This window comes from Crenothrix sp. (assembly GCF_043729335.1).
Taxonomy (GTDB): domain Bacteria; phylum Pseudomonadota; class Gammaproteobacteria; order Methylococcales; family Methylomonadaceae; genus Crenothrix.
This window is the reverse complement of record NZ_JAYTLQ010000013.1, coordinates 77,868-91,909: the sequence shown is the minus strand read 5'-3', so window position 1 is coordinate 91,909 and position 14,042 is coordinate 77,868. Positions and strand designations below refer to the sequence as shown.

The following is a 14,042-nucleotide window of genomic DNA, read 5'->3' as shown; positions in this document are numbered from 1 at the left end:
ACAAAGAATTTGTCCGCTACGTGGAAGAAGTCTTTCGATTGGAAAATAGGATGACCAGCGAAATGATGCTCTTATCTGAAGATGGGAATTCAGAGTTAGTGCTATTACAGGCAGAACAACACATGCACAAACTGTGTGCATCACTTAACGAATATGTGTCCCGTGATATTGATGGCTTATATAAAGGATATTTTTTACGCAGGCGCGTTGAAGATTCGGCGATGGACTGTGAAAAAGCGGCTCGTGCGCTTGAAGCATTGTTAAACAGTAGTAAAAGCTGATATTCAGTCATCGAACTTGCAGACCCTGTTTCGCAAGTCAAAATTAACCCAATATGCACGAGTTTTGAGCTGCCCATAGATTCAGTCTGATTTTTGATATCTACTATAATACTTAAGAAACATGCGCTAAATTTAAAATAATTAGCTCAGCTTATCCCTTTCTTAGTTTTTTGAGATGATATGTAATGACTGCAATTGCCGAAGAAATCCCATCACCTTGCAATGATAAATGTTTTGTTAACGATGATGATATTTGCACCGGGTGTTTTCGATCGTTTGTCGAAGTGCTTACCTGGACAAAAGTAGACGAAACCACGCGTGAATTTTTTATGTTAAATATAGAAGAGCGTAGAAAAAAATATAGCGACAGTTAGCACAATGCAGCTGTCGCTTAATAAGCCACCATAACGATGAAAATGGCTTTATTATCTTTCAAGCCATTGATGCAAAGACAGGAAGGTATCATTAGCGGCAGCGACAACTTCAGAAGTTTCAGTCGAGTCCTCATCAAATTGGCTAGCCATAAAATGCTGAAAGCCTTTCCATTCAGTGCCTACATTTTCCCCGTAGCAACTGTAAAAATTCAATTTATCATAAATGCCTTCGCCTAAATGTTCTTTGAGCCGCTTGGAAATAATGCGCCCACCTAAAACAGAACCTTCCAAAACATAAAGAGCTCCCATTCGTTTGGCAAATGAGTTTAATTCAGGTAACTTGTCACACACGGGAAGCTGTTTTAGTTCAGTTTCATCTATGCCCAGAAGATTGAGGTCTTTTATTAACAAATCGGTTTTTACTTTATGGCCTAAAATTGATCTATGCGCCTCAGTCAGATCATCGAATATTAAAGGCTCAATGGCTGAGAAAAAACCATAAAAATAACAGAGTAATGCTTGATAGTCCTCCAGGGAATAAACAGGCTCAAACAACTTGCTAAAACATTTGGTACGTTCTAACTGCTTGTGCGCAACAGTGGTTTCTGTTTTAAGCATTGACATAATCAGCGGCGGCTCTTCGGTAGCTGATCCATTAGTAGGTGTGCTGTAGTTAGGTTTCATAAGATGATTTAATCAGTACAAGAATTTAGAGGAAAAAATTAAACAGTGCGTTTCAAATATCCAAGGATACATAATTAATGGTAGACCATTATTAAATCTTTACAAAATATCTAATATTAATGGAAAGATTTAAATGTGCCCTACCCCCCAGTGTCAACTTATACAGCTCAAACCCTTGCCGTTTGAGTTTTGAGTCCACTTTGTCGGCTACCAACTTAAGACGGGAGAATTTAAAAAAAGCCGTTCGTGGTGAGCTTGTCGAACCATGAACAACAAACCCTTCGACAAGCTCAGGGCGAACGGATGTCCCGTCTTAAGTTGGTAGCCACTTTGTCCAGGAAGTTTTTTTACGTTTTTGGAAATAATTTTTGAAATTTTCTCTGGCAGAGATGATCATAAATTGAGTCAGACAAAATTTCTCATTGTTAGCCCACACAGGAAAACACTATGCTTTTCATTATTATATCCGTTGCCATACAAATGGCTCTTGCTATACATGTCCTTAGAACAAATCGAAAACCTGCGTGGGTACTTATTATTTCTTTTGTACCTATACTGGGCTGTCTTGCTTATATTTTTGTGGAATTAATGCCAGGATGGCTAGACTCTCGTTCCGGCCAGCCGGGGCAAAAGAAAATCCGGTACTCTAAAGATTCCGATAAGGCGCTAAAAGAAGCCATTGCTGATGTTGAACTGGCAGATACGCCGAGAAATCGCATGAAACTGGCAGAACATTATTTGATAAGAGAGCAATTTCAAGAGGCAAAAGAGCAATATCAAAAATGTTTGGTCGGCATTAATAAAACTGACCCGGCGCTTATGCTAGGGCTGGCAAGCGCTGATTTCGGTTTAACACATTATGCACAAACCATAGAGACTCTGGAAGCGCTAAAACTGGCAAACCCTGATTTCAAATCGCCACCAGGCCATCTTATCTATGCCCGAGCGCAAGAACACATCGGTAATATTGATGCAGCCAGTAATGAATACGAAGCCTTAATTCAGTACTATCCAAGCCCCGAGCCTACCTGCCGATTTGCTCTGTTGCTTAAAAACCATGGCGATATAGCGCGTGCGCAAGAATTATTTATGAAAGTTGTCGATTACAGCGAAAATGCGGGTAGGCAATACAATTATGTCCATGAAGAGTGGGTAACAATGGCTAAGCGAGAGGCCCGCAGTTAAGCTTTCGCAAAAAATATCTTCCGGAATTATCACGTCATTCTACGTAGAGACGCAAAATTTTGCGTCTCTACGTGCCATCAAATCCTGCATAAATCTATAGCTTGCTGTGGCTAACCCAGATAGGGCAAATAATTGCGCATTATGTGCGACAGCGTACAGATTAGTAACAAAGTGTTATGTCATAATTTTTCCATAGTAAATTCCTTGGAGCTTTATCATGAACTTTTCTACTACTTCCACCGCTGACGACCTGGACTATGGACGTTCAGAACTCATACAATCATCTCCAAGCGCTGTTTCATGGGGAGCAATTGTGGCAGGCGCCTCCGCTGCAGCGGCTTTATCCTTGATTCTTTTAATATTAGGAACAGGTTTGGGGCTGTCTTCGGTATCGCCTTGGGCCTATAACGGGGTATCGGCAACGACTTTCGGTGTATCGACCATTTTATGGCTCACCTTTACACAGCTCGTTGCTTCTGGTATTGGCGGTTATCTTGCTGGCCGCTTAAGAACCAAATGGATTGCAGTGCATACCGATGAAGTGTACTTTCGTGATACGGCTCACGGCTTTTTAGCTTGGGCTTTAGCATCGCTGGTCACCGCCGCGTTACTGACTTCTGCGGTGGGATCAATTGTTAATACGGGCATTCAAGCGGGAGCTTCTGTAGCAGGTGGCGCAACTACTGCTGCCGTGGGTGCAACTGCGTTCGGTGCAGACATGCCAAAACCTAAAGGCAATAATGAGGTGATGGGCTACTTTGTAGATTCCTTATTTAGAAAGGATATGAGTGCAGCCCCCGCCGGAAGTATCATGGAGCCTGAAGATAGAAGAGCTGGGGAATATGCACCCGAAGTGTCCCGTATCTTTTTAAATACCATTCGTAACCAACCGTTGTCTCCTGAAGATGTTCGTTATGTAGGCCAGTTGGTTGCACAACGTACCGGTCTGTCTCAACAACAAGCAGAAAAACGGGTTACTGATACTTATGCCCGAGCGCAAGCAAAATTGCGTGATGCAGAAACAGCTGCCAAAGAAGCTGCCGACAAAGCCCGCAAAGCTTCGGCTTATGCGGCACTGTGGTTATTCATCTCATTACTTGTGGGCGCATTTGCGGCTAGCTATGCAGCTACCGTAGGCGGCCAACAGCGTGATATGTAATACTTATACTTCTAACCTACCGAGGAAACAATCATGCGATCCATACTTTTATACTTAATTGGTATTCCTATCCCTATCATTATTTTGATTGCGTTATTTACTTAAAGCATTCAAATAATCCTGCTGCTGAGGGACTCAAATCCCTCAGCCTGTCCGAACATTAAAATTTTTGCCACCACAATTCTTAGCTATTTTACTAAGACATTCAATTTTAAAATATACCCTCTAGGGCTTATCCAAATAAGTCTTTTATAAATGATAGTCCTTAAGCTTTACTCATCAAAATGACACAGCCCCTTGAATTGCAAGATACTGCTGATAAACCTACCAGCTCGCCCTTAGGTCAGTTGAATCAGCTATTTCATCAAGAATATCAGCATTGGCAAAATCTAGCGCAGCAAAAAATAGCTACCGGTGAAATACCCGTTGCAATAAGGCTGGATGATCGCTTGGTTTTAGTATTAGCTAACCAGGAACATGTTTATCAAATCAATACAGACCGCTATCACGAACTTAAAGCCTTAAGCCACATTCCGCTTGCAATCTACTTCATTGTAGCCCGATCCCCCAGCGACTTGCACAGCCTATCCGCCATTAAAGAACAACTGGCGGCACTCTCTGATATTCTGGATGCTTTAAATGTGTATACCGATCCTATTCGATGCGCTTTAGATGAACTTGCAGAGTCTGTTTCTGTGAACAGTGGTGTATTAGCTTATGACGCGGTAAAAGACTTTGCTCGCCATCTTAAGCCTAATTTTCAAAAGCTACTGGCGGAAGCCGCTGATGATGAAATTACCCAGTTAATGGCAGCTATGTCGGCCATTAAATTAATCGTTGGCGATACTGAACAATGCGCAGAGATGTTTTTGGTTATCTGCGGTGGCCATCAGCCGCGCTATAAGCAGATCAGCAAACAATTTTTTGAACGTTGGCTGCGCCAGGAAACCAATTCCGACACTGAAACCACGCATCGCGTTATTTATGCGGAAAGTTGCAAAACGTTGGACGAAGCTATCAAGCTTGTTTCAACGCGCATAGTCAGTGCCAATTTAGGCGAAGTTTTTTTACATAGCCCGTTAAGCCTAGATGAAGATGTGTTAGGCAATGCCGGTATTGCGGCCATGGATCGTTTATTAAACAATTAAACCAATGACTGAATGCCAACCAATATGAACTGACAGCTTGCAGATGAACCTATTACCTAGATTGCTATTTTTAGATGACATTTTAAGTGCGATACCGTACAGAGATAAAATCTCATAAGCGTATTGTATGCTCATAGAAGTAATCAAGTGAATGAAAGCCAAGGTAATAATGGCAGATAAATTTAAAAGTACATTAATTGCCCCTGGGTGTCACAAATAATTGATTTAATTTTCAAATGCAGCAGGAAACCTCATGCTAATTAAAAATGCTCTCGCTAGCGTAGCCGTAAAAGACCTGAGTTTATCTATAAAATGGTATGAAAAGTTGTTTGGTTGCCAGGCAGACTCTATGCCCATGCCTGAGGTTGCTGAATGGAAATTTGAGCTCGGTGGCTGGATACAAGTCTATCAAAACAAAGAGCGCATGGGTTCAAGTTCCGTAACTTTCAGTGTAAACAATCTGAGCGAGCAAATTACTGCGCTCAAGAATCTTGGTATTGATCCTGGCCCACAAATGAACAATGATAAGGTAAAAGCAGTAATGATTAAAGATCCGGATGGCAATAGCATTGCGTTTGCCGAGGCACTTGATCCGAATATAGCTAAGTAATACTAAATATAATGTTAATTTCTCGGCCAGCATTAATTGAGTTTTACCAGCGCGTTCGAAAAGCATCGGAAGCCATCTGTGCGCCCTTGTATCCAGACGATTATCAAACTCAAAGCATCGCTGAAACCAGTCCGCCTAAATGGCATTTGGCGCACGTAACCTGGTTTTTTGAAACTTTCTTGCTTAAAAATTTTCTACCTGACTACCAAGCAGTTAACGAAAGTTATAACTATTTGTTTAACTCTTACTACCAAACTATTGGCAGTATGCACGCACGCGCGGAACGTGGCGTACTGTCCCGCCCCACTGTTGAGCAAGTTTACAATTATCGTGCAGAGATAGATAAGCGCATGCTGGATTTACTTGCAAATAGCGCTGAAAATCAATGGCCCGAAGTGGCTTCCAGGGTTATTTTAGGGCTAAACCATGAACAGCAACATCAAGAACTGCTGTTTATGGATATCAAACACAACTTGTGGAGCAACCCTTTACGGCCAGCTTATCTGCAACGCCCAGAACAAAGCATTTATGTTTTCTCAACATTAAACTGGGAAGATCGGCAGGAAGGTTTGGTAAGCATTGGCTCTGATGCAGACAGCTTTGCTTTTGACAACGAACGTTCTCGGCATAAAGTCTGGCTGGATGCACACCGTTTAAGTTCTCGGTTAATCACTAATGCCGAATATCAGAATTTTATCGATGATAACGCTTATCAACGCCCTGAACTATGGCTGGCAGATGGTTGGCATCATATTCAAAAAAACCAATGGCAGTCGCCGCTTTATTGGCAAAAACAGGAAAACCAATGGTATGAATTTACTTTATATGGCCTTGAAGCTTTAAATCCTACAGCACCTGTGGCTCATATCAGTTATTACGAAGCCGATGCTTTTGCCCATTGGGCCGGAAAACGCCTGCCGTCTGAAGCAGAGCTGGAAGGCAAATTGCTGGAAACTCCACTACAAGGACATTTTAGCGACAACAGCGTTTTTCATCCGCAAGCCGGTGTAGGCCAATATTATGGCTCATTATGGGAATGGACAGCTTCTCCTTATACTGCCTATCCACGTTTTAAAGCCTTACCCGGTAGCATGGGTGAATACAATGGCAAGTTTATGTGTAACCAATGGGTATTACGCGGAGGTTCCTGCGTTACCCCTTTAGATCACATCCGACCGACGTACCGTAACTTTTTTTATCCACATGATCGCTGGCAATTTGCCGGTATCCGATTAGCAGAGGATTTATGAACGCACTCAGAAAAAAAATCAGTTTCCACGATTTTCAACCTCAAGTTGAAAGTTTTCGCCAAGCGGTATTTGATGGGCTTTCTCGCAAAAGAAAGCAAATTTCGCCTAAATTTTTTTATGATGAAAGCGGTTCCAAACTTTTTGAAGCCATTCTCGAGCAACCCGAATATTACATTCCCAGCATCGAAAGAGAATTGCTACAAAAACATGCGAACGAGTTTGCCGAGCTGATTCAGCCTGGCGCCATATTGATTGAACCGGGTAGCGGCAGCTGCGAGAAAGTGCAATTACTACTGGACAGTGTTATCCCAGCCGCCTATGTGCCTATGGATATTTCAGGCGATTTTCTTCAGCAATCGGCTTATGATTTAGGTGAAAAATTTCCCTGGTTACCTATTTATGCAACCTGCCTTGATTTTACCCACAAAATGGTTTTGCCGAAAGGTGTGCCACAAGGTCGGCGTGTGGTTTTTATCCCAGGTTCCAGTTTAGGTAATTTTGATCCCCTCGACGTCCAATACTTTCTGGCTGGAATTCACCGGTTAATAGATAAAAACGGTGGATTGCTGGTGGGGATTGACCGCAAAAAAGAACATGCAACCTTGAACGCCGCTTACAATGATTCAGCAGGTATTACCGCACAGTTCAATCTTAACCTGCTAAGCCGCATTAACAATGAACTGGATGGTAACTTTAATCATGCTAAGTTTGAGCATTATGCTTATTACAACGATAAGCTGGGGCGAATTGAGATGCACCTAGTCAGCTTGGAAGATCAGGAAATTACTATTTTTGGGCAAGCTTTCAGTTTTACAAAAGATGAGCGTATCCACACCGAAAATTCTTATAAATACAGTCCGGATGAATTTATAAATTTAGCCAATGCCGCAGGCTTCAAGCATCGGCAAATATGGTCAGATGATAATGATTTTTTCAGTATTTACTTTCTTGAGGCGTATTAAAGCAAATACCGTAATGGGGGGGGGTAAATTGGATTGAAATTTTAAGGGATTTTTCGGTGTTAATAAACGCCTACAGCGTTTTCAGGTAAGTATTCACCTCCCGATCGAGGGGGATTCATTTTAAAAATCTCCCCTAACCCCTCTTTTTCAAAGAGGGAGACTGAATGATTACGTTTTCAGTATCGATTAGTTATATTCGAGGGAATACAAACCTAGGTTTGTACTCCACTACTAATAATTAAGGTTATTTACCTGATATGAAGACGCTGTATGTTTTAATGATGGTTAATCAAAATTATTTTCACCGAGATACAGATCATTGCTATGAGACACCCAGAATTCCCCTTATCTGAGCAATTAATTTACCTTAATCATGCGGCCATAGCGCCTTGGCCGCAAAGAACCAGCACAGCAGTCAGCAAATTTGCCGAGCAAAATACGCTTTTTGGCTCTTATTTTTACTCGGAATGGCTGGAAAAGGAATCTGAATGTCGCACACAATTACAGAGTTTATTAAATGCCCCCTCGGCAGATGACATCGCCTTGGTCAAAAATACCTCAGAAGCCTTATCTTTTGTTGCCTATGGTTTGGATTGGCATAACGGCGACAATATTGTCTCCAGTAGTGAAGAATTCCCCTCCAACAGGTTGCCGTGGGAATCTTTAAAAACGCAAGGCGTAGAGTTTCGCCAAGCTGATCTAAACAGTGCCAAAACACCTGAAGAGGCCTTATTTGCCTTAGTGGATAACCACACCCGCTTATTAACCCTAAGTTCCATACAATTTGCTTCTGGGCTACGTATGGATTTGGAAAAAATAGGCGCATTTTGCAAACGCCATAATATTTTATTTTGTATTGATGCCATTCAAAGCCTGGGTGCTGTTCAATTTGATGTACAGGCCTGTCAGGCAGATTTTGTTATGGCCGATGGGCACAAATGGATGTTCGGCCCTGAAGGTCTGGCGGTTTTTTACACAACACCTGAAGCCAGAGATAAATTAAGCTTAACGCAGTACGGCTGGCACATGATGAAAGATATTCATAATTATGAAAACCAACCGTGGGAAGTCCACCCTAGTGCGCGACGCTTTGAATGCGGCAGTCCAAACATGCTCGGTATTCATGCCTTTTCTGCCAGCCTGTCTTTGTTGCTGGAAATGGGAATGCCGACTATCGAAACCTTGGTTATTGAAAAATCAGATTATTTAATCGAAGAAATTAATAAAAACACCCAGCTGACTTTATTGTCTCAACCACGAAAGTTACTTAAATCGGGCATTGTTACCTTTAAACATAACACTATTGGCAATGATGATGTCTATAAGTATTTACAGAAAAATGGAGTGGTTTGCGCCTTACGCGGCGGCGGTATAAGATTTTCTCCCCATTTTTATAATACTCAAGAAGAAATGGCTGAGGCTTTAGCGTTATTTGCGAAAATAACCGCTTAGCCCAAAATCCACAGCAATGGTATTAGGCAAATAAATAATCCGTTAAATAGGTGTTCGTCCATTGTTCACCAAAACTACGGTTCATTAACCGAATACCCGGTGAATTAACTTTATGGTGTATTTTGTAGTTTTCCAAGTAAGTTTTATGTACTTGAGCTTGTTTTTTATCAAAAATTTCAGCCGATTTAAACAAATTGGTCAAACTTTCAATCAAAGACAAATGTGTCTCTCCTAGCGTAGCAAACGCATTGATGTCATTAGGGCGGATGAAGAACTCATCACCTGATCGACATTCCTCAAACCATAATGGCATAGTCTCTTGCTGGCTAAATTCAGGGTAGGCAGCATGTGCTGAATCCATAATTTTTTTGACTAACCTTGTTACTGACATTTGCTCAATTAAACATGCGGTGTCCATAAGCGCAATAATGGGTTTTTGACCCAACATGACAAATTCCATGCTGTATACCGGTAATTGATAGGTGTATTCGGGGAAAAAAAATACCGCAATAATATTGATTTTTGGCGCATGCGTATGAGCAATGCGCAATTGGCCCCAGTCAGAAATTTGGAAAAAATGATTCTCCAGTGTTAAAACCCCTTCCTGCTCCGTGTGTTCAATTTTGGAAAATTGATCAGGTAAAGCAATTTTTTGATAAGGACAGGCCGCAAAAATAGAGGCCGTTTTTTCTATTAAGTAGTGAAAAGCCATAGTTTTTTTGATTACTCAATGCTGGTCGGATCTTGTAATTGCTCTTTACACCATAACAAGGCAGAAATACTGACGTCTGTGAAGTAAGCCGGTGGATGTAGTTTTTGTACCCTGGCTATAGACTGAAACAAAGACTCGTTATGGACATAATTGATAGCCGCCGCTGCCACTAGCGGGGAGCGCGCCAAGCCGCGATGGCAAAAAATACCGGTTGGAACCTGATTTTCAAATTGCGTAATTAGCGTTTTAACGGCTGCTAATAAAGCTAATCGATGTATCAGTTCCGAAACATTCTCATAAACCTCAATAGGGATATGTTTTAATTCTGAAAAATCCACAAGTTTTTTCCCATCAGTAAAAACATCCGCAAAATTAAATTGCGAAATGGAATATACCGATAAGGCGGGCATCGGGTAGATTTGGTTAATATCTATTCCCGACACATTGATCCAATGTTGGACATGGGTAACATGATGAAACCGCGCTAACTCATGTAAAGACGGCAGACTGGATATATATAATTTAGGGGTAATACACAAAACTAAACAGGACTCAGAACGGGGAAATTATTGAGTAAATCACGCAAAATAGATTCACGCACTTTGTTTTCGGGTAACTGTCTGTTGGGATGATTAAATAAATGAAAACCCTTCCATTTATCTTTGCTTAGGCATTGATCTTTAACCAATGATTCGGTTAATGCCAGCAATGCTGCGTTTGGAAAATCAGCCACATCCCATACAATTGAGAAATCACTCATTAACGAGTAAGCATCGGCAAACTGCGCACCGTCGTTAATATGAATCAACACGGTCACATCATCTACAGGGCTATCTACAGTTGCCACCACAGAAAGCGCCGCCACCAGCGCATCGACTGATGCCTTAGGATTAGGCGCTAAAATAATAGGTGTATTGATATTTTTGGCGCGATAAGCCAATTTGTGCAGCTGCGCATTGGGCTGTAAAAGTTCTATGAGACCTTTATGGCGCTGTTCACTTCGGTCAAAAACTGCGGCAAACTTAGATTCTGTTGACAGTTCCACAAGCAATGGATTTTTGGCTTTTATCAAGCCTAATGCTTCGAGTTGATAAATTGACCAGACGTGCGAATAAAATAAACAATGAACGGATCTTGATAGGGCCATCTTATGAATCCTGGTTATTAAAAATTGTAATAATGGTTTTATTTGCTTCAATAAAATCCACTGTGACGATGTACAAACCGTCGAATGACACAGCAAATTTTGTGGTAGTTTGGGTGAAACTTCCCCTTATTTTGTGCTTAAGATCAGCGCCACAGCAATATAATTCAGCGTGTTCCGTTAACCAAAAAATAGTATTGGCTACACAACTTATTTGTTTTATTTTTTCAGCTAAAACCTGTGCTTTAGTCTCTTGTGAGTCTTGAAAACACCAGATCGAATATTTATTTTGGTCTTTAACATTCAAGGAAGCGCCAAGAAGATAATGGTCTACGCGTTGCGTCATGGCAACGAGAGGACCATCCAGTAGCCATTCGGATAAAATAGTTCCGCTACTGTCCCGTTTGACCAATTTTTCGTTAGCCATGCCTTCGCTCATACAAAAGCCGCCATTCTCAAACACACTTATTTTGGGATCAAATAGATAGGAAGATGAACGAAAATAAAAGTCAGTGTCCTGGCTTAAATCGTAATAAGAAACGTTAAAATCATCGGTAAATAACAAAATATTGTTATCAAAATAAAACTTTTTAGAGCCGTTGATTTTTTCTATGAGCGTAGTTGAAACCATACGCTCTAAATCAAATTGTTGAATGCGCGTTGGGGTTGCATAAACCAGCGATGCCGATCCAGTCACTTGAATCGAATGCGTATGGACTAGCGTTTTTATTACTGAATTGGGATATTTTGGGTCGATGATATCGGTATAGTTTAAATAGGTTAAACCGATTAACATCCGATCAGCGGTATGAAAACAGTGCGCTGCCAACAGATTATCGTCAATGGACAGATTTAACTGTTGCAGCTTAAGCCCGTTTTGTTTTAAAGCACTGGAACAGCTCGCTTTATCTTGTTGCGGTAATGCTGTGGTTTTTAGTGTTGAACGCGTGATGTCATATTGAATTTGTAATTTCTTTAAATATGAACACGCTAAACTGGCGCTCTCGAGTCTTTTTTGCGGCGATTTCGTTAATAAATGATCGATCAAATCCCGTAAAGGTGAGTATTCGATAATTTCCAACGAAGGAATTTGGGATAAATTAGCCTGGGTAATTTCTTCAACGCTGCCTATGAAAGGTCGAAAACCTGTACATAATTCAAAAGCAACCACACCCAAGCTGTATAAATCACTGTTAAAAAAAAACTGATTACGTATGCGTTCAGGAGCGATATAAGCCGGTGTACCTGTAACATGACGGCCTTCTTGCGCTTCACGTAGAAAACAGGCAGCACCTAAATCGCCTAAAACAAACTCAACATTGCCATCTGCGTTGGAGCGCAAAAAAATATTTTCCGGCTTAATATCGCAATGTATGCGGTTAAACCCATGCAGGTAAATAAGTGCTTGCAGAATATCGTGCAAACAGCGAAAAACCAGCGCAATGCTTAAAACCCCTGTCGACTCTAAAAAATCGGCCAGGTTTCCATCCGGAAAATATTCATAAACCAGACAAGAATCCCCGTCGGCGCGATGAAAAGTATTTAAACAACGCACCAAGTGAGGATGTCTTAAGTCATAAACGGCGCCTATTTCCCGTAAATAAGCCCCTTTTATGGTTTGCTTAAAACACTTGATAATCACCTTACACGCCAATTGCTCGTCAAAACATACCAAGACGCTACTGACTGAGCTTTCGCTTAGAATTTCCAGGACGCTGTATTGTTCTGGAAAAAGGCTATTATCAGGTAAAACGCAATCTTGCCAAGGCTTCATTAGGACTTAACTCATGTGCAAAACCGGATTGCTCTAAGGTATCAATACGCGCCTTAGCACTGATCAAAAACTCACTGGAATCGCTGCCAGTGGTTTCATAGCTGACTTGTATGCAGCTTAAATCATGGCCACTGATTGTCGAGAATATACCCTGCAACATCCCGGCTATCATAAATTCAACAGGGGTATTGATGTGTTTTAAGGTTTCTGCAAACAAGCTGTTTTTAAGCTTGGCTCTTATGATGCCCTGGGTTTCAGCATCATCCAGATAAAACTGCATTTTGCCCCAGCCATGACTGGAAAAATAGCTCTCAAGCAACTGAATAAAACTGTCAACATTCAGTTGTCCCATCTTTTGCTGAGCAACGACATTCACTTCTTTATCTAATGAGGCACTGATTCTTTCCCCCCAAATAATACCGCAGTTTTTGAGTATTAATGACCAGGCATCCCCGGCTTCATATTTCAAAACATCGTAAATACTGCGAATAACATCAGAGGATAAATAGATAATTCTGACATCGGTAATACTGAGAACGGTACCTTTATTAAGATCAAAATTCAGCGAACTGTCGCCAAAGAGTTTATCCAGAACCTGTGTGCTCAGCTGCCCACTGTGTTGTGGATTTGAAACAGTATTGCTTGTTGTATTCATGGCATTGATCTCAGTCTGATGAAAGTATGTCAACGGCCAACTGCAGATGGGGCCTAATCATGTTAAATGTCTGTGGAGAAAGCACTTCTTGATAGTTGACGATCAACCGTGAATAAGTTTCGTAAATTGAACGCCGACCTTTAGGAGGGATAGTATCGGCATGTTCTGTTATTTCCGGATGGGGCAACGGCTGACGTGCTGCAGCAGTTGTCGGATCTGTTTCTTCACGTGCGGGATAAGAAAAGGACTGCAAAATAGTTTTTAACCAAATTAACAGCTTATCCCGAAACCAATCAGGATCATCTTGCAGCATGCTGTGGGTTGCATAAACGCTGACATAACCAATATCCCTGAGCGCCTTTTCCAAAGCGTTTTCATGGTGTTTTGGATAAGGATACATGGAAAAAATCTGTTTAACCGTTTTGGACACAACCGCTAGTTGAACGTCCATTATTTCACGGGCAGCGACTTCCCGGCTTTTGAACTGTGGAGCCAACATACTGTATTGGTTAAACTCCTCTGCCGTAAGATGCCTGCTTTCCGCCGTCAAGAAAAGACTTCTTATCCGAGCATCATCTCTGAGTTTTGATCTCATCTCTGTTTCAGCTGTACTCATAAGTTTATTCCTAATTAAATGCTATAAATGATTCGT

The 14,042-nt window shown here is 41.4% G+C and carries 16 protein-coding genes; 9 read left to right on the top strand and 7 right to left on the bottom strand.

Annotated elements, in window-relative coordinates; genetic code table 11:
- Positions 1-62: 62 nt before the first annotated feature.
- Together ACHZC4_RS04175 and ACHZC4_RS04170 are read left to right on the top strand one after the other, a co-directional pair.
- Positions 63-281, top strand: a complete 219-nt coding sequence (locus ACHZC4_RS04175) for a hypothetical protein (protein WP_394752565.1) — start codon at positions 63-65, stop codon at positions 279-281.
- A 185-nt stretch (positions 282-466) separates the two neighbouring features.
- A complete protein-coding gene (locus ACHZC4_RS04170; protein ID WP_394752564.1) occupies positions 467-655 on the top strand; it encodes a DUF1289 domain-containing protein in 189 nt (62 codons plus the stop codon).
- Positions 656-706: 51 nt separating this feature from the next.
- Here the strand turns inward: ACHZC4_RS04170 and ACHZC4_RS04165 are convergent, their stop codons facing one another.
- Positions 707-1,339, bottom strand: a complete 633-nt coding sequence (locus tag ACHZC4_RS04165; RefSeq protein WP_394752563.1) for a biliverdin-producing heme oxygenase — start codon at positions 1,337-1,339, stop codon at positions 707-709.
- 447 nt (positions 1,340-1,786) lie between these two features.
- On the opposite strand from ACHZC4_RS04165, the gene ACHZC4_RS04160 reads away from it, so the two are divergent.
- The 7 genes from ACHZC4_RS04160 (at position 1,787) to ACHZC4_RS04130 (ending at position 9,105) form a co-directional block, all read left to right on the top strand.
- The gene (locus tag ACHZC4_RS04160) at positions 1,787-2,524 is read left to right on the top strand and encodes a PLDc N-terminal domain-containing protein (RefSeq protein WP_394752562.1); all 738 of its coding nucleotides are present in this window, start codon (positions 1,787-1,789) and stop codon (positions 2,522-2,524) included.
- A gap of 217 nt (positions 2,525-2,741) precedes the next feature.
- The gene (locus tag ACHZC4_RS04155; RefSeq protein WP_394752561.1) at positions 2,742-3,683 is read left to right on the top strand and encodes a hypothetical protein; all 942 of its coding nucleotides are present in this window, start codon (positions 2,742-2,744) and stop codon (positions 3,681-3,683) included.
- Positions 3,684-3,967: 284 nt separating this feature from the next.
- The gene (locus tag ACHZC4_RS04150) at positions 3,968-4,831 is read left to right on the top strand and encodes a hypothetical protein (RefSeq protein ID WP_394752560.1); all 864 of its coding nucleotides are present in this window, start codon (positions 3,968-3,970) and stop codon (positions 4,829-4,831) included.
- 253 nt (positions 4,832-5,084) lie between these two features.
- Positions 5,085-5,441 carry a VOC family protein gene (locus ACHZC4_RS04145; protein ID WP_394752559.1) on the top strand — a complete coding sequence of 119 codons (357 nt, stop codon included), beginning with the start codon at positions 5,085-5,087 and terminating at the stop codon, positions 5,439-5,441.
- Between the two features lie 11 nt (positions 5,442-5,452).
- Positions 5,453-6,691: an ergothioneine biosynthesis protein EgtB gene (egtB, locus tag ACHZC4_RS04140; protein WP_394752557.1), complete on the top strand. Its 1,239-nt coding sequence runs from the start codon at positions 5,453-5,455 to the stop codon at positions 6,689-6,691.
- Positions 6,688-7,653 carry an L-histidine N(alpha)-methyltransferase gene (egtD, locus tag ACHZC4_RS04135; protein WP_394752555.1) on the top strand — a complete coding sequence of 322 codons (966 nt, stop codon included), beginning with the start codon at positions 6,688-6,690 and terminating at the stop codon, positions 7,651-7,653. The genes egtB and egtD overlap by 4 nt, the downstream gene beginning before the upstream one ends.
- A 324-nt stretch (positions 7,654-7,977) precedes the next feature.
- On the top strand, positions 7,978-9,105 hold the full coding sequence (locus ACHZC4_RS04130) for an aminotransferase class V-fold PLP-dependent enzyme (protein WP_394752552.1): 1,128 nt from the start codon (positions 7,978-7,980) through the stop codon (positions 9,103-9,105).
- A 22-nt stretch (positions 9,106-9,127) separates the two neighbouring features.
- On the opposite strand, the gene ACHZC4_RS04125 is transcribed toward ACHZC4_RS04130, so the two are convergent.
- From ACHZC4_RS04125 to ACHZC4_RS04100, 6 genes are read right to left on the bottom strand one after another with little or no spacing between them, the layout of a single operon-like run.
- Complete coding sequence (locus tag ACHZC4_RS04125; RefSeq protein WP_394752550.1) at positions 9,128-9,817, bottom strand: hypothetical protein; 690 nt, start codon at positions 9,815-9,817, stop codon at positions 9,128-9,130.
- Between the two features lie 11 nt (positions 9,818-9,828).
- Positions 9,829-10,356: a hypothetical protein gene (locus ACHZC4_RS04120; RefSeq protein WP_394752546.1), complete on the bottom strand. Its 528-nt coding sequence runs from the start codon at positions 10,354-10,356 to the stop codon at positions 9,829-9,831.
- A gap of 2 nt (positions 10,357-10,358) precedes the next feature.
- On the bottom strand, positions 10,359-10,964 hold the full coding sequence (locus tag ACHZC4_RS04115) for a hypothetical protein (RefSeq protein ID WP_394752543.1): 606 nt from the start codon (positions 10,962-10,964) through the stop codon (positions 10,359-10,361).
- A gap of 1 nt (position 10,965) precedes the next feature.
- On the bottom strand, positions 10,966-12,735 hold the full coding sequence (locus tag ACHZC4_RS04110; protein ID WP_394752540.1) for a serine/threonine-protein kinase: 1,770 nt from the start codon (positions 12,733-12,735) through the stop codon (positions 10,966-10,968).
- Positions 12,704-13,390, bottom strand: a complete 687-nt coding sequence (locus ACHZC4_RS04105) for a hypothetical protein (protein WP_394752537.1) — start codon at positions 13,388-13,390, stop codon at positions 12,704-12,706. Before ACHZC4_RS04105 ends, ACHZC4_RS04110 begins: the two co-directional genes overlap by 32 nt.
- A 10-nt stretch (positions 13,391-13,400) precedes the next feature.
- Entirely contained in the window at positions 13,401-14,006 is a 606-nt protein-coding gene (locus tag ACHZC4_RS04100; protein ID WP_394752535.1) for a hypothetical protein, read from the bottom strand.
- Between the last annotated feature and the right edge of the window lie 36 nt (positions 14,007-14,042).

Bases quoted from the DNA above. Each gene is read 5' to 3' on its own strand.
- ACHZC4_RS04125 (WP_394752550.1), bottom strand. From the start codon at position 9,817: ATGGCTTTTCACTACTTAATAGAAAAAACGGCCTCTATTTTTGCGGCC.
- ACHZC4_RS04150 (WP_394752560.1), top strand. From the start codon at position 3,968: ATGACACAGCCCCTTGAATTGCAAGATACTGCTGATAAACCTACCAGC.
- ACHZC4_RS04130 (WP_394752552.1), top strand. From the start codon at position 7,978: ATGAGACACCCAGAATTCCCCTTATCTGAGCAATTAATTTACCTTAAT.
- ACHZC4_RS04160 (WP_394752562.1), top strand. From the start codon at position 1,787: ATGCTTTTCATTATTATATCCGTTGCCATACAAATGGCTCTTGCTATA.
- ACHZC4_RS04170 (WP_394752564.1), top strand. From the start codon at position 467: ATGACTGCAATTGCCGAAGAAATCCCATCACCTTGCAATGATAAATGT.
- egtB (WP_394752557.1), top strand. From the start codon at position 5,453: ATGTTAATTTCTCGGCCAGCATTAATTGAGTTTTACCAGCGCGTTCGA.
- ACHZC4_RS04115 (WP_394752543.1), bottom strand. From the start codon at position 10,964: ATGGCCCTATCAAGATCCGTTCATTGTTTATTTTATTCGCACGTCTGG.
- ACHZC4_RS04105 (WP_394752537.1), bottom strand. From the start codon at position 13,390: ATGAATACAACAAGCAATACTGTTTCAAATCCACAACACAGTGGGCAG.
- ACHZC4_RS04155 (WP_394752561.1), top strand. From the start codon at position 2,742: ATGAACTTTTCTACTACTTCCACCGCTGACGACCTGGACTATGGACGT.
- ACHZC4_RS04100 (WP_394752535.1), bottom strand. From the start codon at position 14,006: ATGAGTACAGCTGAAACAGAGATGAGATCAAAACTCAGAGATGATGCT.
- ACHZC4_RS04175 (WP_394752565.1), top strand. From the start codon at position 63: ATGATGCTCTTATCTGAAGATGGGAATTCAGAGTTAGTGCTATTACAG.
- ACHZC4_RS04110 (WP_394752540.1), bottom strand. From the start codon at position 12,735: ATGAAGCCTTGGCAAGATTGCGTTTTACCTGATAATAGCCTTTTTCCA.
- ACHZC4_RS04165 (WP_394752563.1), bottom strand. From the start codon at position 1,339: ATGAAACCTAACTACAGCACACCTACTAATGGATCAGCTACCGAAGAG.
- egtD (WP_394752555.1), top strand. From the start codon at position 6,688: ATGAACGCACTCAGAAAAAAAATCAGTTTCCACGATTTTCAACCTCAA.
- ACHZC4_RS04145 (WP_394752559.1), top strand. From the start codon at position 5,085: ATGCTAATTAAAAATGCTCTCGCTAGCGTAGCCGTAAAAGACCTGAGT.